This is a genomic window from Agrobacterium vacciniicorymbosi (assembly GCF_040427045.1).
Lineage (GTDB): Bacteria > Pseudomonadota > Alphaproteobacteria > Rhizobiales > Rhizobiaceae > Agrobacterium.
In genome coordinates this window covers 44,233-59,930 of the sequence record NZ_JBETMF010000013.1, presented here as the reverse complement: position 1 = coordinate 59,930, position 15,698 = coordinate 44,233, and the positions used below count along the sequence as shown (strand labels likewise).

The 15,698-nt window shown below is 57.4% G+C and carries 14 protein-coding genes; 11 read left to right on the top strand and 3 right to left on the bottom strand.

The genetic code is table 11. The features are described 5' to 3' along the window. Positions 1–2: 2 nt before the first annotated feature. Complete coding sequence (locus ABUK73_RS18995) at positions 3–1,433, top strand: cytochrome c (protein WP_353578665.1); 1,431 nt, start codon at positions 3–5, stop codon at positions 1,431–1,433. Positions 1,434–1,566: 133 nt separating this feature from the next. After that, positions 1,567–2,397 carry an alpha/beta hydrolase gene (locus ABUK73_RS18990; RefSeq protein WP_353578664.1) on the top strand — a complete coding sequence of 277 codons (831 nt, stop codon included), beginning with the start codon at positions 1,567–1,569 and terminating at the stop codon, positions 2,395–2,397. Between the two features lie 79 nt (positions 2,398–2,476). On the opposite strand, the gene ABUK73_RS18985 is transcribed toward ABUK73_RS18990, so the two are convergent. Then, a complete protein-coding gene (locus ABUK73_RS18985; RefSeq protein WP_353578663.1) occupies positions 2,477–3,829 on the bottom strand; it encodes an aspartate aminotransferase family protein in 1,353 nt (450 codons plus the stop codon). Positions 3,830–4,280: 451 nt separating this feature from the next. Here ABUK73_RS18985 and ABUK73_RS18980 point away from each other — a divergent pair, with 451 nt between their 5' ends. From ABUK73_RS18980 to ABUK73_RS18945, 8 genes are all read left to right on the top strand, one after another. Then, positions 4,281–5,330 carry an extracellular solute-binding protein gene (locus tag ABUK73_RS18980; protein ID WP_353578662.1) on the top strand — a complete coding sequence of 350 codons (1,050 nt, stop codon included), beginning with the start codon at positions 4,281–4,283 and terminating at the stop codon, positions 5,328–5,330. A 153-nt stretch (positions 5,331–5,483) separates the two neighbouring features. Beyond that, entirely contained in the window at positions 5,484–6,605 is a 1,122-nt protein-coding gene (locus tag ABUK73_RS18975) for an ABC transporter ATP-binding protein (RefSeq protein ID WP_353578661.1), read from the top strand. A 3-nt stretch (positions 6,606–6,608) separates the two neighbouring features. Further along, entirely contained in the window at positions 6,609–7,499 is an 891-nt protein-coding gene (locus tag ABUK73_RS18970; protein WP_353578660.1) for an ABC transporter permease, read from the top strand. Between the two features lie 13 nt (positions 7,500–7,512). Continuing rightward, positions 7,513–8,304 carry an ABC transporter permease gene (locus tag ABUK73_RS18965; protein ID WP_320194523.1) on the top strand — a complete coding sequence of 264 codons (792 nt, stop codon included), beginning with the start codon at positions 7,513–7,515 and terminating at the stop codon, positions 8,302–8,304. 25 nt (positions 8,305–8,329) lie between these two features. Next, positions 8,330–9,064 (top strand): HpcH/HpaI aldolase family protein, encoded by a 735-nt coding sequence (locus ABUK73_RS18960; RefSeq protein WP_353578659.1) that lies wholly within the window; start codon positions 8,330–8,332, stop codon positions 9,062–9,064. Between the two features lie 29 nt (positions 9,065–9,093). After that, positions 9,094–9,915 (top strand): carbon-nitrogen hydrolase family protein, encoded by an 822-nt coding sequence (locus ABUK73_RS18955; RefSeq protein ID WP_353578658.1) that lies wholly within the window; start codon positions 9,094–9,096, stop codon positions 9,913–9,915. Positions 9,916–9,928: 13 nt separating this feature from the next. Further along, positions 9,929–10,594, top strand: coding sequence for an RraA family protein (locus ABUK73_RS18950; protein ID WP_284774407.1), 666 nt, complete (start codon positions 9,929–9,931; stop codon positions 10,592–10,594). A 205-nt stretch (positions 10,595–10,799) separates the two neighbouring features. Further along, complete coding sequence (locus tag ABUK73_RS18945) at positions 10,800–11,717, top strand: LysR family transcriptional regulator (protein WP_353578657.1); 918 nt, start codon at positions 10,800–10,802, stop codon at positions 11,715–11,717. Between the two features lie 84 nt (positions 11,718–11,801). Here ABUK73_RS18945 and ABUK73_RS18940 read toward each other — a convergent pair whose 3' ends face one another. Continuing rightward, positions 11,802–13,169, bottom strand: coding sequence for a cation:dicarboxylate symporter family transporter (locus ABUK73_RS18940; RefSeq protein ID WP_353578656.1), 1,368 nt, complete (start codon positions 13,167–13,169; stop codon positions 11,802–11,804). Positions 13,170–13,264: 95 nt separating this feature from the next. Further along, positions 13,265–14,608 (bottom strand): 3-carboxy-cis,cis-muconate cycloisomerase, encoded by a 1,344-nt coding sequence (pcaB, locus tag ABUK73_RS18935; RefSeq protein WP_353578655.1) that lies wholly within the window; start codon positions 14,606–14,608, stop codon positions 13,265–13,267. 70 nt (positions 14,609–14,678) lie between these two features. Here pcaB and ABUK73_RS18930 point away from each other — a divergent pair, with 70 nt between their 5' ends. Then, a complete protein-coding gene (locus tag ABUK73_RS18930) occupies positions 14,679–15,422 on the top strand; it encodes a GntR family transcriptional regulator (protein ID WP_353578654.1) in 744 nt (247 codons plus the stop codon). Positions 15,423–15,698 lie beyond the last annotated feature (276 nt).

The window sequence follows — 15,698 nt, the reverse complement described above, 5'->3', positions numbered from 1 at the left end:
TCATGAAAACTGCACACTCTCTCGCTCTCGCAGCCACGCTGGCAATCGGCACTCTGGCTCCATTGACAGCAAGCGCCCAGGAAGCCTCCAAGGAACTGATCGACAGGGGACGCTACCTCGCAACCGCGTCCGACTGTATCGCCTGTCACACCAACCACACCGGCGGCAAGCCGATGGCGGGTGGATTGCCGATGTCGTCTCCGGTCGGCACGATCATGTCGACCAACATCACGCCATCCAAGGCATTCGGAATCGGCAACTACACCGAAAAGCAGTTTGCCGATGCGGTTCGCAGAGGTGTTCGCGCCGATGGCGCCAATCTCTATCCGGCCATGCCCTACGTGTCCTATTCGGTAATGACCGATGAAGACATCCATGCGCTCTATGCCTATTTCATGCAGGGCGTCGATGCCGTGGAGGAGAAGGCACCCGAGACGAACCTGCCCTTCCCGATGAACATCAGAGCCTCGATGATGGGTTGGAACTTGCTGTTCCGCCCGAGCGAAACCCATGTCGATGATCCCAAGCAATCGGCTGAATGGAACCGCGGCAAGTATCTCGTGGAAGGCGCCGCACATTGCAGCACATGCCACACGCCACGCGGGCTTCTCATGCAGGAGCAGAAGAGCCTGAACTTGAGCGGTGGACAGGTAGGGCCATGGTTTGCGCCTGACATCACCTCCGACAAGGTTACGGGCATCGGCACTTGGAGCCAGCAGGATCTCGTTACCTATCTGAAAACCGGGCGTCTGGATAACAGGGCGCAGGCGGCAGGCAGCATGGCAGAAGCCATCGGCTACAGCTTCCAGCACCTGACCGATGCCGACCTCAACGCCATTGCGACCTATGTCCGCACGGTGCCTTCAGCACATGCGACAGCGGAAACGGGTGCTTCGCGCTTCTACAAGGGCACAGCAGGCAATGCGCTTGCTGGTTTCCGTGGCAAGCCCTATGCCGACGGCCTCAAGGGTGATGCGGCTGGCGCGCAGCTCTACAGCGCCAATTGCGCCTCCTGCCACGGCTATGATGCGGATGGCACGGCAGATGGTTATTATCCTAGTCTGTTCCACAATGCGGCAACGGCGGGCGATAATTCCAACAACCTCGTCGCGGCCATCCTTTACGGCGTAGACCGCCACACCGCCGAAGGCCACGCCTTCATGCCGCCCTTCGGCGATCAGGTGAATGCGGTCAACTCGCTGACCAATACTGAAGTCGCGTCGCTGTCCAACTTCATTTTGAAGAGCTATGGCAACGATAAGCTTGCGGTAACAGCAGACGATGTGCAGTCCATCCGGCAGGGTGGCCCAAGCTCGCCGCTCGTCACCTATGCCCGTATCGGTCTGGGTGCTGGCGCGACTGTGGCGGTGCTGGTGGTTTTAGGCCTGATCTTCTGGTTGCGCAGCAATCGCAAACGCTCACAGACAGCGTAATTATCAGATATCGAAACAGCGTGCGCCAATATTGGCGCGCGCTTTCATGCCGTGACCATGCGAACGTTCATTTTCGCGCTTTACGCGAAGGACAGAATTTTCAATATTCGGTCATCACTAGAAAGGTTGCGTCATGAATTATCACCTTGTTGCTGACTACACGGATGCCTATTCCAACGGCATTCACATTGCCGGTGGAGATCGCTGGCCTGCCGCTTGGGTCAAGCCTGCGGCGGACTATCGCGCGGCCATGTTGGCAAAGGGGCGGGCAAAGCTGGACGTTTCCTATGGGCCGGGTGAACGCAACGCCATGGATGTCTTCCTGCCGGAAGGCACGCCGCGCGGACTCGTCGTTTTCATTCACGGCGGCTTCTGGAAAAGCCTCGACCGGAGCTACTGGTCTCATTTCGCAAATGGCTGCGTTGAGCGCGGCTTTGCGGTGGCAATGCCATCCTACGATCTTTGCCCGGATGTTCGCATCACAGAGATCGGTCGCCAGATGGGTGCTGCTATTACAAAGGCGGCGGAAGAAATTGCTGGACCGATCATCGTCACCGGTCACTCTGCGGGAGGACATCTGTCGGCTCGCATGGTCAGCGCAGGATCTCCTTTGCCAACCGCCATTCTGGACCGCATTGAAATCGCCGCACCGATTTCGGGCCTGCATGATTTGCGCCCGCTGATGCGCAGCCAGCTCAATGAATCACTTCACATCGATGACGCAGAGGCGGCGGCTGAGAGCCCGGCGCTTTTGCGCCCGGTTGGCCATGCTCGCATCTGCGCCTGGGTGGGCGGCGCAGAGCGGCACGAGTTCATCCGTCAGAACGCGCTACTGGCCAACATCTGGACCGGGCTTGGCGCCGAAACATCGTGCTATGCCGAACCGAACCGCCACCATTTCGACGTGCTTGACGGCATGACGGACCCCAATCATCCCCTCACCCGCGCGCTTACCGACATTTGACGCACCGCATTGAGGGCTGAATCAAGAAGGGCGCGGAGAGTTCCACGCCCTTTTGCTCTTATCGAATAGCCTGATGCCGTTAGCCGCGGGAGGCAGCCACGGCGTCCAGTGCGCGTCCCAGCGCATCGAACATGTCATCGATCTGCTCAGCCGTGATGATCAAAGGCGGGCAGAAGCAGACGGCTTCGCCAACAGCACGGGCAATCACGCCCTCATGCTCCAGCGCCACTGTAACAGCCGCAGCAGCGTCTCCTGCCTTTGCATCGTTCCATGGCTTGATTTCCAGCGCGCCAAGCAGGCCAACACCGCGCGAGGAATGCGCAATCGGGTGCTTGGCCAACTCTGCCAGACGGGACAGGAATTTCTCCTCCAGCCGCGCAGCATTGCCGACCAGATCACGCTCCTGAATGATCTTTAGATTTTCCAGCCCAACAGCCGTCGCCACCGGATGGCCGGACGCGGTAAAGCCGTGACCGAAGACGCCGATGCGGTCGGATTCATCGGCTATGGGCTGATAAAAGCGGTCATTCATCAAAATGGCCGAGAGCGGCAGGTAGGAAGACGAAATCTGCTTCGACAGCACCAGCACATCCGGCTCGATGCCATAGGTCTGGCACGCAAACATATTGCCGGTGCGTCCAAAGCCGCAGATGACTTCATCGACAACGAGAAGAATGTCGTACTTCTTCAGAATGTCCTGCACGCCGGCCCAGTAACCGTCCGGCGGCACCAGCACGCCGCCTGCACCCATTACCGGTTCGCCCCAGAAAGCAGCGATGGTATCCGGGCCTTCCTTGAGGATCAGGTTTTCCAAATCCTTCAACATGCGCGCCGTGAAATCGACTTCGCTTTCACCGGCCTCACCGAAATGAACATAGGACGGGCAGGAGGTGTGGATCATCCGGTCGAGCGGCAGATCGAAGCTTTCATGGTTGCGCGGCAGACCGGTGATGGAGCCTGCGGCAATGGTCACACCATGATAGCCCTTGATGCGACCGATGATCTTCTTCTTGTCCTTCTTGCCGAGAGCGTTGGAGCGATACCACACCATTTTGCAGGCGAGGTCGTTTGCTTCAGAACCCGACGAGGTGAAATGGACCTTTGACATCGGCACCGGCGCGAGCTTGATCAGCATTTCGGACAGGTCGATGGACGGTGCATGCGTCTTATAGGCAAAGGTGTGGTAATAGGGCAGCTTCTCCATCTGCGCCTTGGCCACTTCCGCCAGCCGCTTTTCACCGAAGCCGATTGCGACCGACCACAGACCCGCAAGGCCTTCGATATAGCGCTTGCCGTTATTGTCGAAGACGTAAATGCCCTCACCGGATTCGATGACCAGACCACCGGTCTTTTCGTATTTCCTCAGATTCACGTTCGGATGCATCTGATAGGCAATATCGCGGCCTTCGATGGAATTCGGCATAATGTTCACAAGCTTGCTCCTACGTTCCCTGTTATTGCAGCTCAAACCTTTGGTCTGGAACTGTATCCGTGCTTTGACTGGCATCCACCTGACACCCGTGACTACATGCTATCGTCTGCTCTTTGCTTCACAAGCCATTTCTTAGCGAGATAATAGGAGGTCGCAATCGGCGAGCGCCGGAAGCTACCGCAAGACGCGCAAAACGATAAAGGGCGGATCAGAACAATCTTGCTCACGCCAAAAAATCCTTCCGCGAGAACCAAAAAGCGGCAGCGAGTGCAGAAAATAATATTCTGAAATCAGCATTCTAAGAGAAATCTATCTTCCGGCAGAGTTTCACCTTTCGAAAAGAAATTCTAAACAGGCGATAGAATTTAGTCGTTGGACCCCTCCCGATACGCTGCATATCGTCTCCTCAACAACAAGGTGAAAGGGGAATATCGATATGAAGTGCATCTCCATGAAAGTCCTTTCTGCTACTTTATTCGCGGCGACAATGCTGTCGGGAGCTTATGCAAGCGCTGCGGAAATCACCGTCATGGGCTACCGCGGCCCGTTCGAAGAAAACTACATGAAAGCCGTCGTCCAGCCCTTCATGAAGGCTCATCCCGATATCAAGGTGAACTATTACGGCGTGCAGAACGCAGCCACATCGCTCGGTAATATGCGCGCTCAAAGAGATGCGCCGCAGGTGAACGCCGTTATCTACGACCTTTCGGTCGCCAAGATCGCAAAGGAAGAAGGTCTCGTCGCAGAACTCGACACAGCCAAAACTCCGAACTACGCCGATCTCTTCGATATCGGCAAGGAGCTTGGCGGTGCCGCCATTCCGCTGACCTATGATACTTTGACGCTGATTTATAACAGCAAGGCTTTCCCCACCCCACCGGTCAGCTGGGAAGCGCTGTGGGATAAAAAGCAGGCAGGCAAAGTCATTCTGCCAGCGCAGGGTGGCGGTGACATTCAGGCCATCGTGCTGACAATCATCGCCAACCGTCTGGCGGGCGAAGAAGATTACAAGAAAACCATTGATCCCGGCGTTGAGAAGCTGGTGGAACTGGCACCGCGCGTTCAGACTTGGGAGCCCAAGCCCGATGCCTATACGCTGATTGCCAACGGTACTGCCACGGTTTCAATCGGCTGGAACGCACGCTCGCAATTCTATTTCGATCAGACGGAAGGCCGTCTGAATTCGATTGCCCCTGCGGAAGGCACCGCGTCGCAGATCAACGTTATCAGCGCCATCGAAAAGGCGTCCGAAGCCGAGGCAACGCAGACCTTCATCAACTACGCGATTGGGCCGGAAGCACAGGCAGCCTTTGCCAAGGCTATGTTCTACGCCCCCACCAACAAAAAGGCGGAGGTAGACGAGGCCACGGCCAAGCGCATTCCGATGATGGACCCGGCGCAGCAGGAAAAGCTCATCAAGGTCGACTGGATGACCATTGGCGAGATGCGCGATGATCTCCTTCAGCCATGGCGCCGCAAGATCATTCCAGCGGGTCGCTAAGACCTGAAAGCTGGAAGCGCGCTGCTCTTTACCAACATGACATTGGTTCGATGACCGCAACGCGTGCCCGCACGCGATTGCAGCCACGTCCCTAGCGTTTGGCAGCGCGTTTCCCTCCCACGATGACGACCTCAATCCGCGGATGGTGACGACATGTATACGCAACAACGACAGCTGGATGATCAGGCCGCCTCGCCCGCCGGTGATCAGACCTTTCTCAAACTTGAGGGCGTGACCAAACGGTACGGCGTCGATTATCTGGCGGTCGATGATCTCGCCATCGACGTTCCCAAGGGCAAACTTCTTGGACTTCTGGGACCTTCAGGATGCGGCAAGTCCACGACCTTGCGCATGATCGCAGGCCTGCTGGACATCACCAAAGGGAAAATCTCGATTGACGGCGACGATATTTCCCACAAGCCACCGCATAAGCGCGACATTGGTCTCGTCTTTCAGAATTACGCCCTGTTTCCGCACATGACGGTGGCGGAGAATGTGGCTTTCGGTCTCGAAATGCGCGGCATATCCCGCATCGAGGCGCGGGACCGCGTGGAAGAGGCGCTGGAAATGGTGCGGCTGCCCGGTTACGGCAGCCGCAAACCCAAGGAAATGTCCGGCGGCCAGCAGCAACGTGTGGCACTAGCCCGCGCCCTTGTCATCCGCCCGCGCCTTCTTCTTCTCGACGAACCGCTTTCCAACCTCGATGCCAAATTGCGCGACGATATGCGCATCGAAATCCGGGAAATTCAGCAACGCCTGCAAATCACCACCGTCTTCGTGACCCACGATCAGGTGGAAGCGCTGACCATGTGTGATTTTGTCGGTGTGATGCACCGTGGCAAGCTTGCGCAACTCGGCACGCCAGAAGACATCTATGAGCGCCCGGCCGATCTGTTCGTCGCCAATTTCGTCGGCCGCACCAATGTTCTAGATTGCGAGATCGAAGCGCTCGACCGCGTGCGGATCGGCGGCTCCGTCTACCCTTGCAAGACGCAAGGGCTGACATCGGGCAAAGCCAAAGCCGCCATTCGCCCCCACCGCATAAGCCTGACGCCAAGCCGCGACCGCAGCCTCGTCAGCATTGCGACCAACTCCACGCACGGCAAGGTCGTGCGCGTGACCTATATCGGCGACGTCGTGCAATATGACGTCGATATCGGCGGCAACATTCTGACCACCGAAGTGCATACGGCCAGTGCAGGTCACAGCTTCCAGAGTGGCGAGAAACTTCTCTGTGAGTGGAAGCCGCAAGACATGCAAGTTTTCGGGAGCTGACCCATGGCAACCGTAACCGACACTTTTCCAATTACCCAGGCACCGACGCGCAAACGAACGTTTCCGTTTCTGATCATCGCTCTGCTGTTACCGATGGCGATCATAAACTTCATCGCCTTCGTGCTGCCCGTTGCAAGGCTGGCGATGATATCCTTCATCGAAAGCCGAAGCGGCGGCGTGCTGACGAACAACTACACGCTGGAAAACTACGTCGATTTCTTCACCGACAGTTTCAGCATCGAGCTTATCTCCAACTCCCTGATCCTGGGTTTTGGCGTGACCTGCATCACGCTCTGCTGCGCCTATCCGATTGCACTGTTTCTGCACAGGGTTTCGCCCAAATGGCGCAACATGCTGTTCGTCATCACCGTGTCGCCGCTTCTCGTCAGCAGCGTTGTGCGCACCTATGGCTGGATGGTCATTCTGGGAGATCAGGGCGTGGTCAACGGCATATTGATGTCATCGGGCATCATCGACAGCCCCTTGCGCCTGACCAACAACACGCTGGGCGTCTTTATCGGCATGGTCGAAGTGCTCATTCCCTATATGGCACTGTCGCTGATCGCTGGCTTTGGTCGTCTGGAAAATGTCTATGAGGAAGCGGCAGCCTCTCTTGGGGCCAACAGCTGGACCCGCTTTCGCCGTGTCATTCTTCCGCTGACGGCACCCGGCATCGCCCTTGGTTGCCTCCTCTGCTTCGTCCTTTCCATCAGTTCCTTCATCACGCCGAAGCTTCTGGGCGGTGGGCGCGTATTCCTGCTGGCCACTGAAATCTACGATCAGGCCGTCATCCAGCTGGAATGGCCAACCGCTGCGGCGATCTCCGTCATCGTCCTCATCATTTTCGGCATCGCCCTTGCCGTCTACTCCCGCGTCGTCAAGCGCTTCGACTAGGAAGGAAATTGATATGATCGGCCAATTGAGCATTCCGTTCCGGCTTCTCGTCGCCAGCATCTATCTCTTCCTGCTGGCTCCCATTCTAATCGTGCTGCCACTGTCCTTCAGCAATGACAGCTACATGACCTTCCCACCGGAAAGCTGGGGCATCCGCTGGTATGTGGCGATGTTCAGCCACAGCGGTTTCATCAACGCGCTCTGGATCAGCCTCACAATTGCGGTCACCGTCACGGTGCTGGGACTGGCAGCCGGTGTGCCTGCGGCCTTTGCCATCCGCCGCCGGAAATTCATTGGCCGGGAGTTTCTGCTGAACCTCTTCACAGCGCCCCTGCTTCTGCCATCCATCGTGCTTGGCCTCGCCATTCTCTTGGTGTTCGTTCAGGCACGGTTGCTCGGCACATATACGGGCCTGATCATCGCGCATTTGATCATCACCACACCCTATGTGATCCGCATCATGCTGACGGCGTTCTCCACCCTGCCGCCATCCGTGGAAGAAGCGGCGACCATGCTCGGCGCTTCCCCATTCACCGTCGTGCGCCGCATCACACTGCCTTTGATGATGCCCGGTTTCATCGCCAGTGCCGCACTCTCCTTTCTCCTTTCCTTTGACGAGGTGGTTATCTCGCTGTTCATCACCGGTCCGCGCCTGCGCACTCTGCCAGTGGAAATCTTCGACTATGTGGAGAGCCAGACCGACCCGATGACCGCCGCCGTTTCGGTCGTTCTCGTGGCCGCCACCCTTGCCATCATCTTCCTCATCGAACGCACGCTCGGCCTTTCCAAGACCGTCGGCAAATAACGACTTTGCAATGGAGACTTCTGACATGGACAATATCGCGCTCTGGATGTCGCAACCGCATTTCGGCTTTCTGGAAATCGCAAAGACCTGCGGCGTCAAGCAACTGGTGATCGAGTTGGAACACGGCACGTTCGATCTTGCCACGCTCGATCAGTTTCTGGCCTTTTCCAAATCGCTGGGCATCCCGACCCTGACCAAAGTCATCGCGCCGACGACGGAAGCCATTCAGCAGGCGCTCGATTTCGGCTCCGATGGCGTTATCCTTCCTCACATTCTCGGCGTCGATCATGCGCGGGAGGTGACGAAAGCGGCAAAATATCCGCTGCTGGGTATCCGCTCCTATGCCGGTGGCCGCGTCTTTGGCTATGCCCGCCCCTCTTCCGATGCCTTCGAGGCCGAGAACAAGCGGACCAAGTGCTATGCCATGATCGAAACGGCAGAAAGCCTGGCCGACGTCGAAAAGATCATCGCGCTCGATACAGTCGATGGGCTGTTCCCCGGACCATCCGATCTGGCACTGGCCTGCGGTCGTGGCGCCTATGCGTTCAACGATGCGGATCGCAAGGACCTGTCCCGCATTGCCCGCGCCGCGCGTGAAGCAGGCAAAAGCTGGGTCATGCCAGCCTGGACACCAGCAGAGCGGACCTTTGCGCTCGAAGAAGGCGCAGAAATGCTGGTTGTCGCCACCCAGACCATGACGCTGCGCGCAGGCATCATGTCCACCATCAATGCACTCAAGCAGGAAAAGATCGTCGCCTGATGGCGGTCGACACAACCGGAGGGAAATCCATGAAAATCAGCCTTATCCAGACCAACCCACAAAAAGACCGCGACGCCAACCTGAAGATCACCCGCGACCTGATGACGGAAGCGCTTAAAGCCGACCAGCCGGACCTCATCGTTCTGCCGGAGTATTTCGAGGTTTATGGCACAACGACAGAAGAAAAACTGGCGCTTGCCGAACCCGCCGGTGGAGCCGCCTACACCATGGCGCAGAACTTCGCCCGCGAGAACAAGGTGTTCGTCCATGCTGGCACCATCATGGAAAAGGTCGAGGGTGAGAACCGTATCTACAACACCAGCTTCGTGTTCGACCGCGAGGGCAAGCAAGTCGCAGCCTATCGCAAGATACATATGTTCGACATCGTCGCACCCGATGGTACGGCCTATAAGGAATCGGCAACCGTCAAGCCGGGCGAAGACATCGTCACCTATGAGATAGACGGCATGAAGGTGGGTTGCGCGATCTGCTATGACATCCGCTTTTTCGAACTCTTCCTGCAATTGGAAAAAGCAGGCTGCGACATCATCGTGCTGCCCGCCGCTTTCACGCTTCAAACCGGCAAGGACCATTGGGAAGTTCTGGCCCGCGCACGCGCCATCGAAACGCAAACCTATTTCGTTGCCTGCGGCCAGACCGGCAGCGTCACCGTCAATGGTGAAAAGCGGGCCTGCTACGGCCACTCGCTGGTCTGCGACCCCTGGGGCCACACGATTGCCCGCGCGTCGGATCCGGTCGGTTACGTCACAGCCCGCATCGATACAAAGGAAATTGCGCGGGTCCGCAATCTCATCCCCATGACCCAGCATCGCCGTCTGGCCTGCGCTTAAAGGAGGTTCGATCATGTACGTCATCAAGGACATGCCGGAACAGGTTCCACAGGAAGACCTTGATCTCTTGAGTGGTGTGGAGACGGCAACCGTAGGCCACTGGCGTCTGCTCGGCTTCATGGATCGCCAGATCCAGCCGCTGCTTCCCGGTCGTCGCGTGGTGGGCACCGCGGTCACGCTGGCCATCGCAGGCCCGGATTCCACGCTGTTGCACCACGCCACCGGGCAGTTGCGACCGGGGGATATTCTCGTTGTGGACCGCTTGGGCGACGACAAATATGCCTGCTGGGGTGGTGGGGTAACCGTTGCGGCCAAGGCGGCCGGAGCGGTTGCCGGGATTGTGGATGGTCCGTGCACCGATCTCACCGAAATTCAGGATTCCGATTTTCCAATGTGGTCGCGTGGCCTCTCGCCCATCACAACCCGGCTTTACGATCTCGGTGGCGGCTTCAACATTCCCGTCAGCTGCGGCGGTGCCGTCGTCATGCCGGGGGACGCAATCCTTGCCGATGAGAGCGGCGTGCTGGTTATTCCGCGTGATGAGGTGCGGGCTGTTTCCGAAGAGGCACTAAAACGTCAGGAAACCGGCAAGAAGCGCGAAGCCAGCGTTCGCGACAAAGTGCAGAAACTCGGTGACATGACCGGTGCCAGCGCCAAGGTTCTGGCAAAGCTTGCCTGATGATTTTCAACGATGCGGTCCGGGCATATCGTCCGGGCCGCATCGTTACGACGATTTCACAAACTCTACCGACCCGACGTTGTCATATTGCCCCTGCGGTGTAACGTGGTGACTGGGAACATAGTCTGTAAAAAACAGCAGCTTCCGACAATTCTTGCGCCACTTCGCACGATTTTGTCGAAAAACGGTGGGGCGCTTTCACGCAATGAATATTCGTTTTCTGGAGACAGTAGTCTGGCTTGCCGAACTGAGAAGTTTTCGCGTCACAGCCGACCGCATGAACATCACACCAGCCGCTATTTCCAACCGAATTTCGGCCATGGAACAGGAACTCGGCATCCGGCTTTTCGAGCGCGATACGCGCGATGTGCATCTGACGCGTGAAGGGCGCGCTTTCGTCTCGGGCGCACGGGATATCATCACCCGCTACAATCGCCTGGTCTCTGACGTTGCTCCGCCGGAAACACTAGAGGGCACCATCCGCATCGGTCTCGTTCCCTCAATGGCGCTGGCTATCCTTCCCGGCATCATGGAAACGCTCCGGCAACGGTTCCCGCGCGTCCGCGTGGCTGTGACCACGGACGCGTCGCAGACAATTCTTTCCAAACTGGAAAAGCGGGAACTGGATATCATTCTGGGTTTCCACGGCACGCAGGTGGAAAAATACCGGATCGTTGATCTCTGCACGCTCGGCATGTTTTGGATTGCCAACAGCGCTTTCCCCGCCGACGAAGACAATATGAGCCGCGCCGACCTGATGCTGCACCCGATCATTTCCTACGAAGTCGGAACGCAGGCCTACAAGCGTATGGTCGAATATCTGCCGACCAACTCCTTCGGGCAGGGCGTGGTGCACTACTCCAACTCGCTTGCGACGACGATCAGCATGGTGGCGGCAGGCATCGGCATTTCAGTTTTGCCGCCCATCGTCATCCAGAATGAACTCAGGCTCGGCACGCTCAAAGTGCTGAATGTCCGCCACCCGTTTCCGGCAACGGACTATTTTGCCGTCTATCTGGAAAATCCGTCGTCCCGCCTCTCACCGCTGATCGCGTCCATAGCAGCCGAAGTGGCTGCCGACTTCTGCTCGCTTTATGACAATGCACTCGCGGTTCACCTGTGAACCGATCACTCCATCACATGTCACAAACAAATAAGCACCACGCCTGAAACAGGCGTGGTGCGCTGATGCTGATTGTTGATACCATCAGGCCGTCTGAGGGAGGTCGACTTCGAATTCGCGCACGATCTGCTCTTCGGCGGCCTTTGGATCGCGGTTGGCCAGTTCGGCTTTCGCTGGATCGAACTCGTTGCACAGCTTGGCAGTCACCACAGTCGCCACGCAGTTGCCGACGACGTTGCAGGTCGCGACCGCCATGGACATGAAGCGGTATACGCCAAATAGCAAGGCTAGGCCTTCGACGGGTATGAAGCCGGATGCGGTAACAGTGGCGGCGAAGACAACGAAGGTGCCACCGGATACGGTTGCCGCACCTTTGGATGTCAGCAGCATGATGGCCATCAGTGTGCCCAGCTGCGTCCAGCTTATGCTGATGCCATAGGCATGGCTCAAGAAGACAACACCCATACCCATGTAGATGGACGTGCCATCGAGATTGAAAGCATAGCCCGTGGGCATCACCAGACCGACCGTCTGCTTGGATGCGCCGTAGCCGGGAAGCTTCTCAAGCAGTTTCGGCAAGACGCTTTCGGACGAGGCCGTGCCAAGAACGACGATGATCTCGTCTTTGATATAGCGCAGCAGACCAAGGAGGTTGATCTTGAAGATGGCGCAGACGGTTCCCAACACTATCGCAATAAAGGCGATGATCGTCAGGTAGAAACTCAGGACGAGCCAGGCCAGCGCAATCAGGACGTCCGTGCCGTTGGCGCCAACGGCATAAGCGACGGCGCCGAAGGTGCCGATAGGCGCAAGCTTCATGATGAGATGAATGAATTCGAAGAATGCCGTGGAGATTGTTGCCAGACCGCTTTCGATTGGTGCGCGTTTCGCGGGCTTCAGAGACAGCAAGGCAGCACCGAAAATGATGGCGATGACGAGGACCTGAAGAAGCTCACCCTTGGCAAAAGCTCCCATGAAATTGTCAGGGAAAACATTGAGGAAAAACTGGCTGAACGTCGTGTGCGAGTCTGCCGCTTTCTGTGCCGCGTCGGCAGCACCCTTGGCTGCGCCCGCAGAAGCTGTTGTCTGGCCCATGCCAATACCGACGTCGAAGAGATAGGCAGCGGCGAGGCCGAACACGATTGCGATCGTCGAGATGATCTCGAAATAGACCGTCGCGATCAGGCCGACTTTTCCGACGCGTTTGAAGTCACCGGCAGCAGCGATACCCGCGACAACCGTCAAGAAAACAAGGGGTGCAACTGCGGTCTTGATCAGGCGCAGAAAGATGTCGCCGAGCAGCTTCAGAGATGCGCCGAATTCTGGCCAGATAAGCCCGACGAGAATGCCCAGCACCATGCCGATAACGACCTGGAAGCCGAGCCCACGCCACAGCGCAGGTTTTGGTTTGGGCGATGCTGTACCAGCATGCGGATGCGAAACATCAGTCATGAGTGTCCTCCCGCGCAATACCCTCCCGGCATGCGCACTGTAAATTTTAATGGATGAAGGGTGCAGCGGAAAGCAGCACCCTTGATGTGCTGAAATCAGCGACCGTCGACGGCGCGATCAACCATCTCACCACTCAGGCCGAGATAGTTTGCCGGATCACAAGCACGATCGATCGCTTCAGCTCCGCCAAGCGCTGATACCACTTCGGCGTTTTCCTTGAGCAGGTCGGCAAGCATGCCGCCGCCTTCGATTGCCTTGCGGCAGGCTTCGTAAACCACGTCATGCGCGTGTTGACGCCCCAGCTTTGGAGCTGCTGCCATCATCACCGCTTCGGCGACGATCAGACCCTTGGTCAGATTGAGGTTCTCGCGCATGCGTGCCTCATGGACCACGAGACCATCGAGCATATATCTGGCGTTTGCCAGGGCTGAAGCGGTGAGAATAAAGCTTTCTGGAACAGCGATCCACTCGAGATGCCAAGGGCCGGTCGCACGTTCGAAATCGTGGATCATGCCGTCGAGCATCGTCGCGACCTGCTGGCGAACAGATTTGGCCGCGGCGAGAATGAGCTCGCTCGAAATCGGATTGCGCTTCTGCGGCATGGTGGACGATGCGCCACGGCCCGGAACGAAAGGTTCCGAAACTTCGCCGAATTCGGTCGACATCATCATCATGACATCAGTGGCGATCTTTGCCAGCGAGCCGGTTACCAGACCAAGGAATGTCACGACTTCCGCGATACCGTCACGGGCAACGTGCCATGTGGCTGGTGGTTGCGCCAGATCGAGTTCATTGCAGAACTCGGCCTGCATTTCGAGACCGCCCTTGCCGATGGAGGCAAGCGTTCCAGCGGCACCGGCGAATTCACCGAAAAGCACACGGCTGCGAAGCTGCTGCAAGCGCTCGGCATGTCTGTCGAGTGGCGCCAGCCATACAGCAACCTTGTAACCGAAAGTAACGGGAAGCGCCTGCTGAAGATGCGTGCGGCCCGCCATTGGCGTATCACGGTATTTCTTGGCCAAGCCGACGAGAATGCCGCGCAACGCCTCGATGTCCGCATCGATGATATCCAGCGCGGCACGGATCTGAAGGATATTGGCGGTGTCCATGATATCCTGGGTGGTCGCACCCCAGTGCACATAACCACCTGCATCACCGGCGGCGTCAGCCAATTGATGCACCAGCGGGAGGATTGGATATCCAACGATTTCCGTTTCGTGACGAAGGCGGTCGTAATCGATCTCGATCGCGCGTGAGGCGGCGTCGATCTTGGCACCGGCTTCGGCTGGAATGGCGCCGAGTTTGGCCTGCGCCCGCGCAAGCGCAGCCTCTGCTTCCAGATAGCGGCCAACGAGCGATGTGTCGGAAAAAACGTTGCGCATTGCTTCCGTTCCGAACATATCCCGGAATAGCAATGAATCGAATACAGTGCTGGACATAAGCATTCCTCCCTTTTGTTCGAACAAAACATATTGTACGAACAATGTCAATCGATCTGCAGGAGCGATCATGAAGAAGCGATACGAGCAGGTGGCGAGAACACTCACAGAACGCGTAGCCGATGGCGTTTACCCGCTTGGCTCGACACTGCCGAGTGAGCCTGCTCTGGCGGAAGAACTTGGCGTCAGCCGCTCGACCGTGCGGGCGGCATTGTCCGAGCTGCAACAGCTGGGAATGGTCAGCCGCCGCCCGTCTTTAGGCACGCGCGTCGATTCCATTCGCCCGGTCGGCAGCAGTGGTGGATACGCGCAGACAATCGAAACCATCGATGCTCTCGTTCAATATGCAGCCAAAACTCGCCGAACGATTCTGGACATTGTCGATATTGTTGCGGATGACGTTCTGGCAAAAAAGCTGGATGTTCGTGCTGGCAGCAGATGGTTGCGCGTCTCCCATCTAAGACGTGACCCTACGGATATGTCCAAGCCACCTATCTGTTACACCGAGGTCTATATAGACGCGCGATATACAGAAGCGCTGAAGGAGCGGGTTCGGGATTACCCCGGTGCCTATTCAGAAATCATCGAGGAAGTATCGGGACGGCGTGTCGTGGAAATCGAGCAGACATTGTCCGCATCCGCAATTACAACCGAGACAGCCGAGAAACTCCAGGCTTTAGCAGGCCACCCCGCTCTGGAAATAACACGCCGCTATTACTTTGCAGGCAACGATCTTGCAGAGGTGACCGTCAGCGTTCATCCGGCAGACCGGTTTCAATATACGTCCCGGCTGAAGCGGGTGGAGAGTGTGTAGCACCCGGCAGGTCTGCGGCTGAACTTAGTATCCAGGCACAATACGTCCGAGGATTTACCTAACTTTACAATCTCCTGACCGCACTTAACGTTGGCTCGAATAGCTTGCGATGAGCCGACTTTGACACGGGAAAGGGTGCCCGCCCCCCATCCGTTAAAAGCCTGCGGCTGGCTCTGATCGCCAGAGAGCCCTACGAGTGCCAAGAGCTCCCCCAGCTGGTCACTCGTGGGGCTTGAGTCGGTCGTCGCTTTATTGAACCACTGGAGGTTTGAGCGC

What these genes read in the sequence shown, in the direction of transcription:
- ABUK73_RS18995 (WP_353578665.1), top strand. Translation starts at nt 3, where the DNA reads ATGAAAACTGCACACTCTCTCGCTCTCGCAGCCACGCTGGCAATCGGC.
- ABUK73_RS18990 (WP_353578664.1), top strand. Translation starts at nt 1,567, where the DNA reads ATGAATTATCACCTTGTTGCTGACTACACGGATGCCTATTCCAACGGC.
- ABUK73_RS18980 (WP_353578662.1), top strand. Translation starts at nt 4,281, where the DNA reads ATGAAAGTCCTTTCTGCTACTTTATTCGCGGCGACAATGCTGTCGGGA.
- ABUK73_RS18975 (WP_353578661.1), top strand. Translation starts at nt 5,484, where the DNA reads ATGTATACGCAACAACGACAGCTGGATGATCAGGCCGCCTCGCCCGCC.
- ABUK73_RS18970 (WP_353578660.1), top strand. Translation starts at nt 6,609, where the DNA reads ATGGCAACCGTAACCGACACTTTTCCAATTACCCAGGCACCGACGCGC.
- ABUK73_RS18965 (WP_320194523.1), top strand. Translation starts at nt 7,513, where the DNA reads ATGATCGGCCAATTGAGCATTCCGTTCCGGCTTCTCGTCGCCAGCATC.
- ABUK73_RS18960 (WP_353578659.1), top strand. Translation starts at nt 8,330, where the DNA reads ATGGACAATATCGCGCTCTGGATGTCGCAACCGCATTTCGGCTTTCTG.
- ABUK73_RS18955 (WP_353578658.1), top strand. Translation starts at nt 9,094, where the DNA reads ATGAAAATCAGCCTTATCCAGACCAACCCACAAAAAGACCGCGACGCC.
- ABUK73_RS18950 (WP_284774407.1), top strand. Translation starts at nt 9,929, where the DNA reads ATGTACGTCATCAAGGACATGCCGGAACAGGTTCCACAGGAAGACCTT.
- ABUK73_RS18945 (WP_353578657.1), top strand. Translation starts at nt 10,800, where the DNA reads ATGAATATTCGTTTTCTGGAGACAGTAGTCTGGCTTGCCGAACTGAGA.
- ABUK73_RS18940 (WP_353578656.1), bottom strand. Translation starts at nt 13,169, where the DNA reads ATGACTGATGTTTCGCATCCGCATGCTGGTACAGCATCGCCCAAACCA.
- pcaB (WP_353578655.1), bottom strand. Translation starts at nt 14,608, where the DNA reads ATGTCCAGCACTGTATTCGATTCATTGCTATTCCGGGATATGTTCGGA.
- ABUK73_RS18930 (WP_353578654.1), top strand. Translation starts at nt 14,679, where the DNA reads ATGAAGAAGCGATACGAGCAGGTGGCGAGAACACTCACAGAACGCGTA.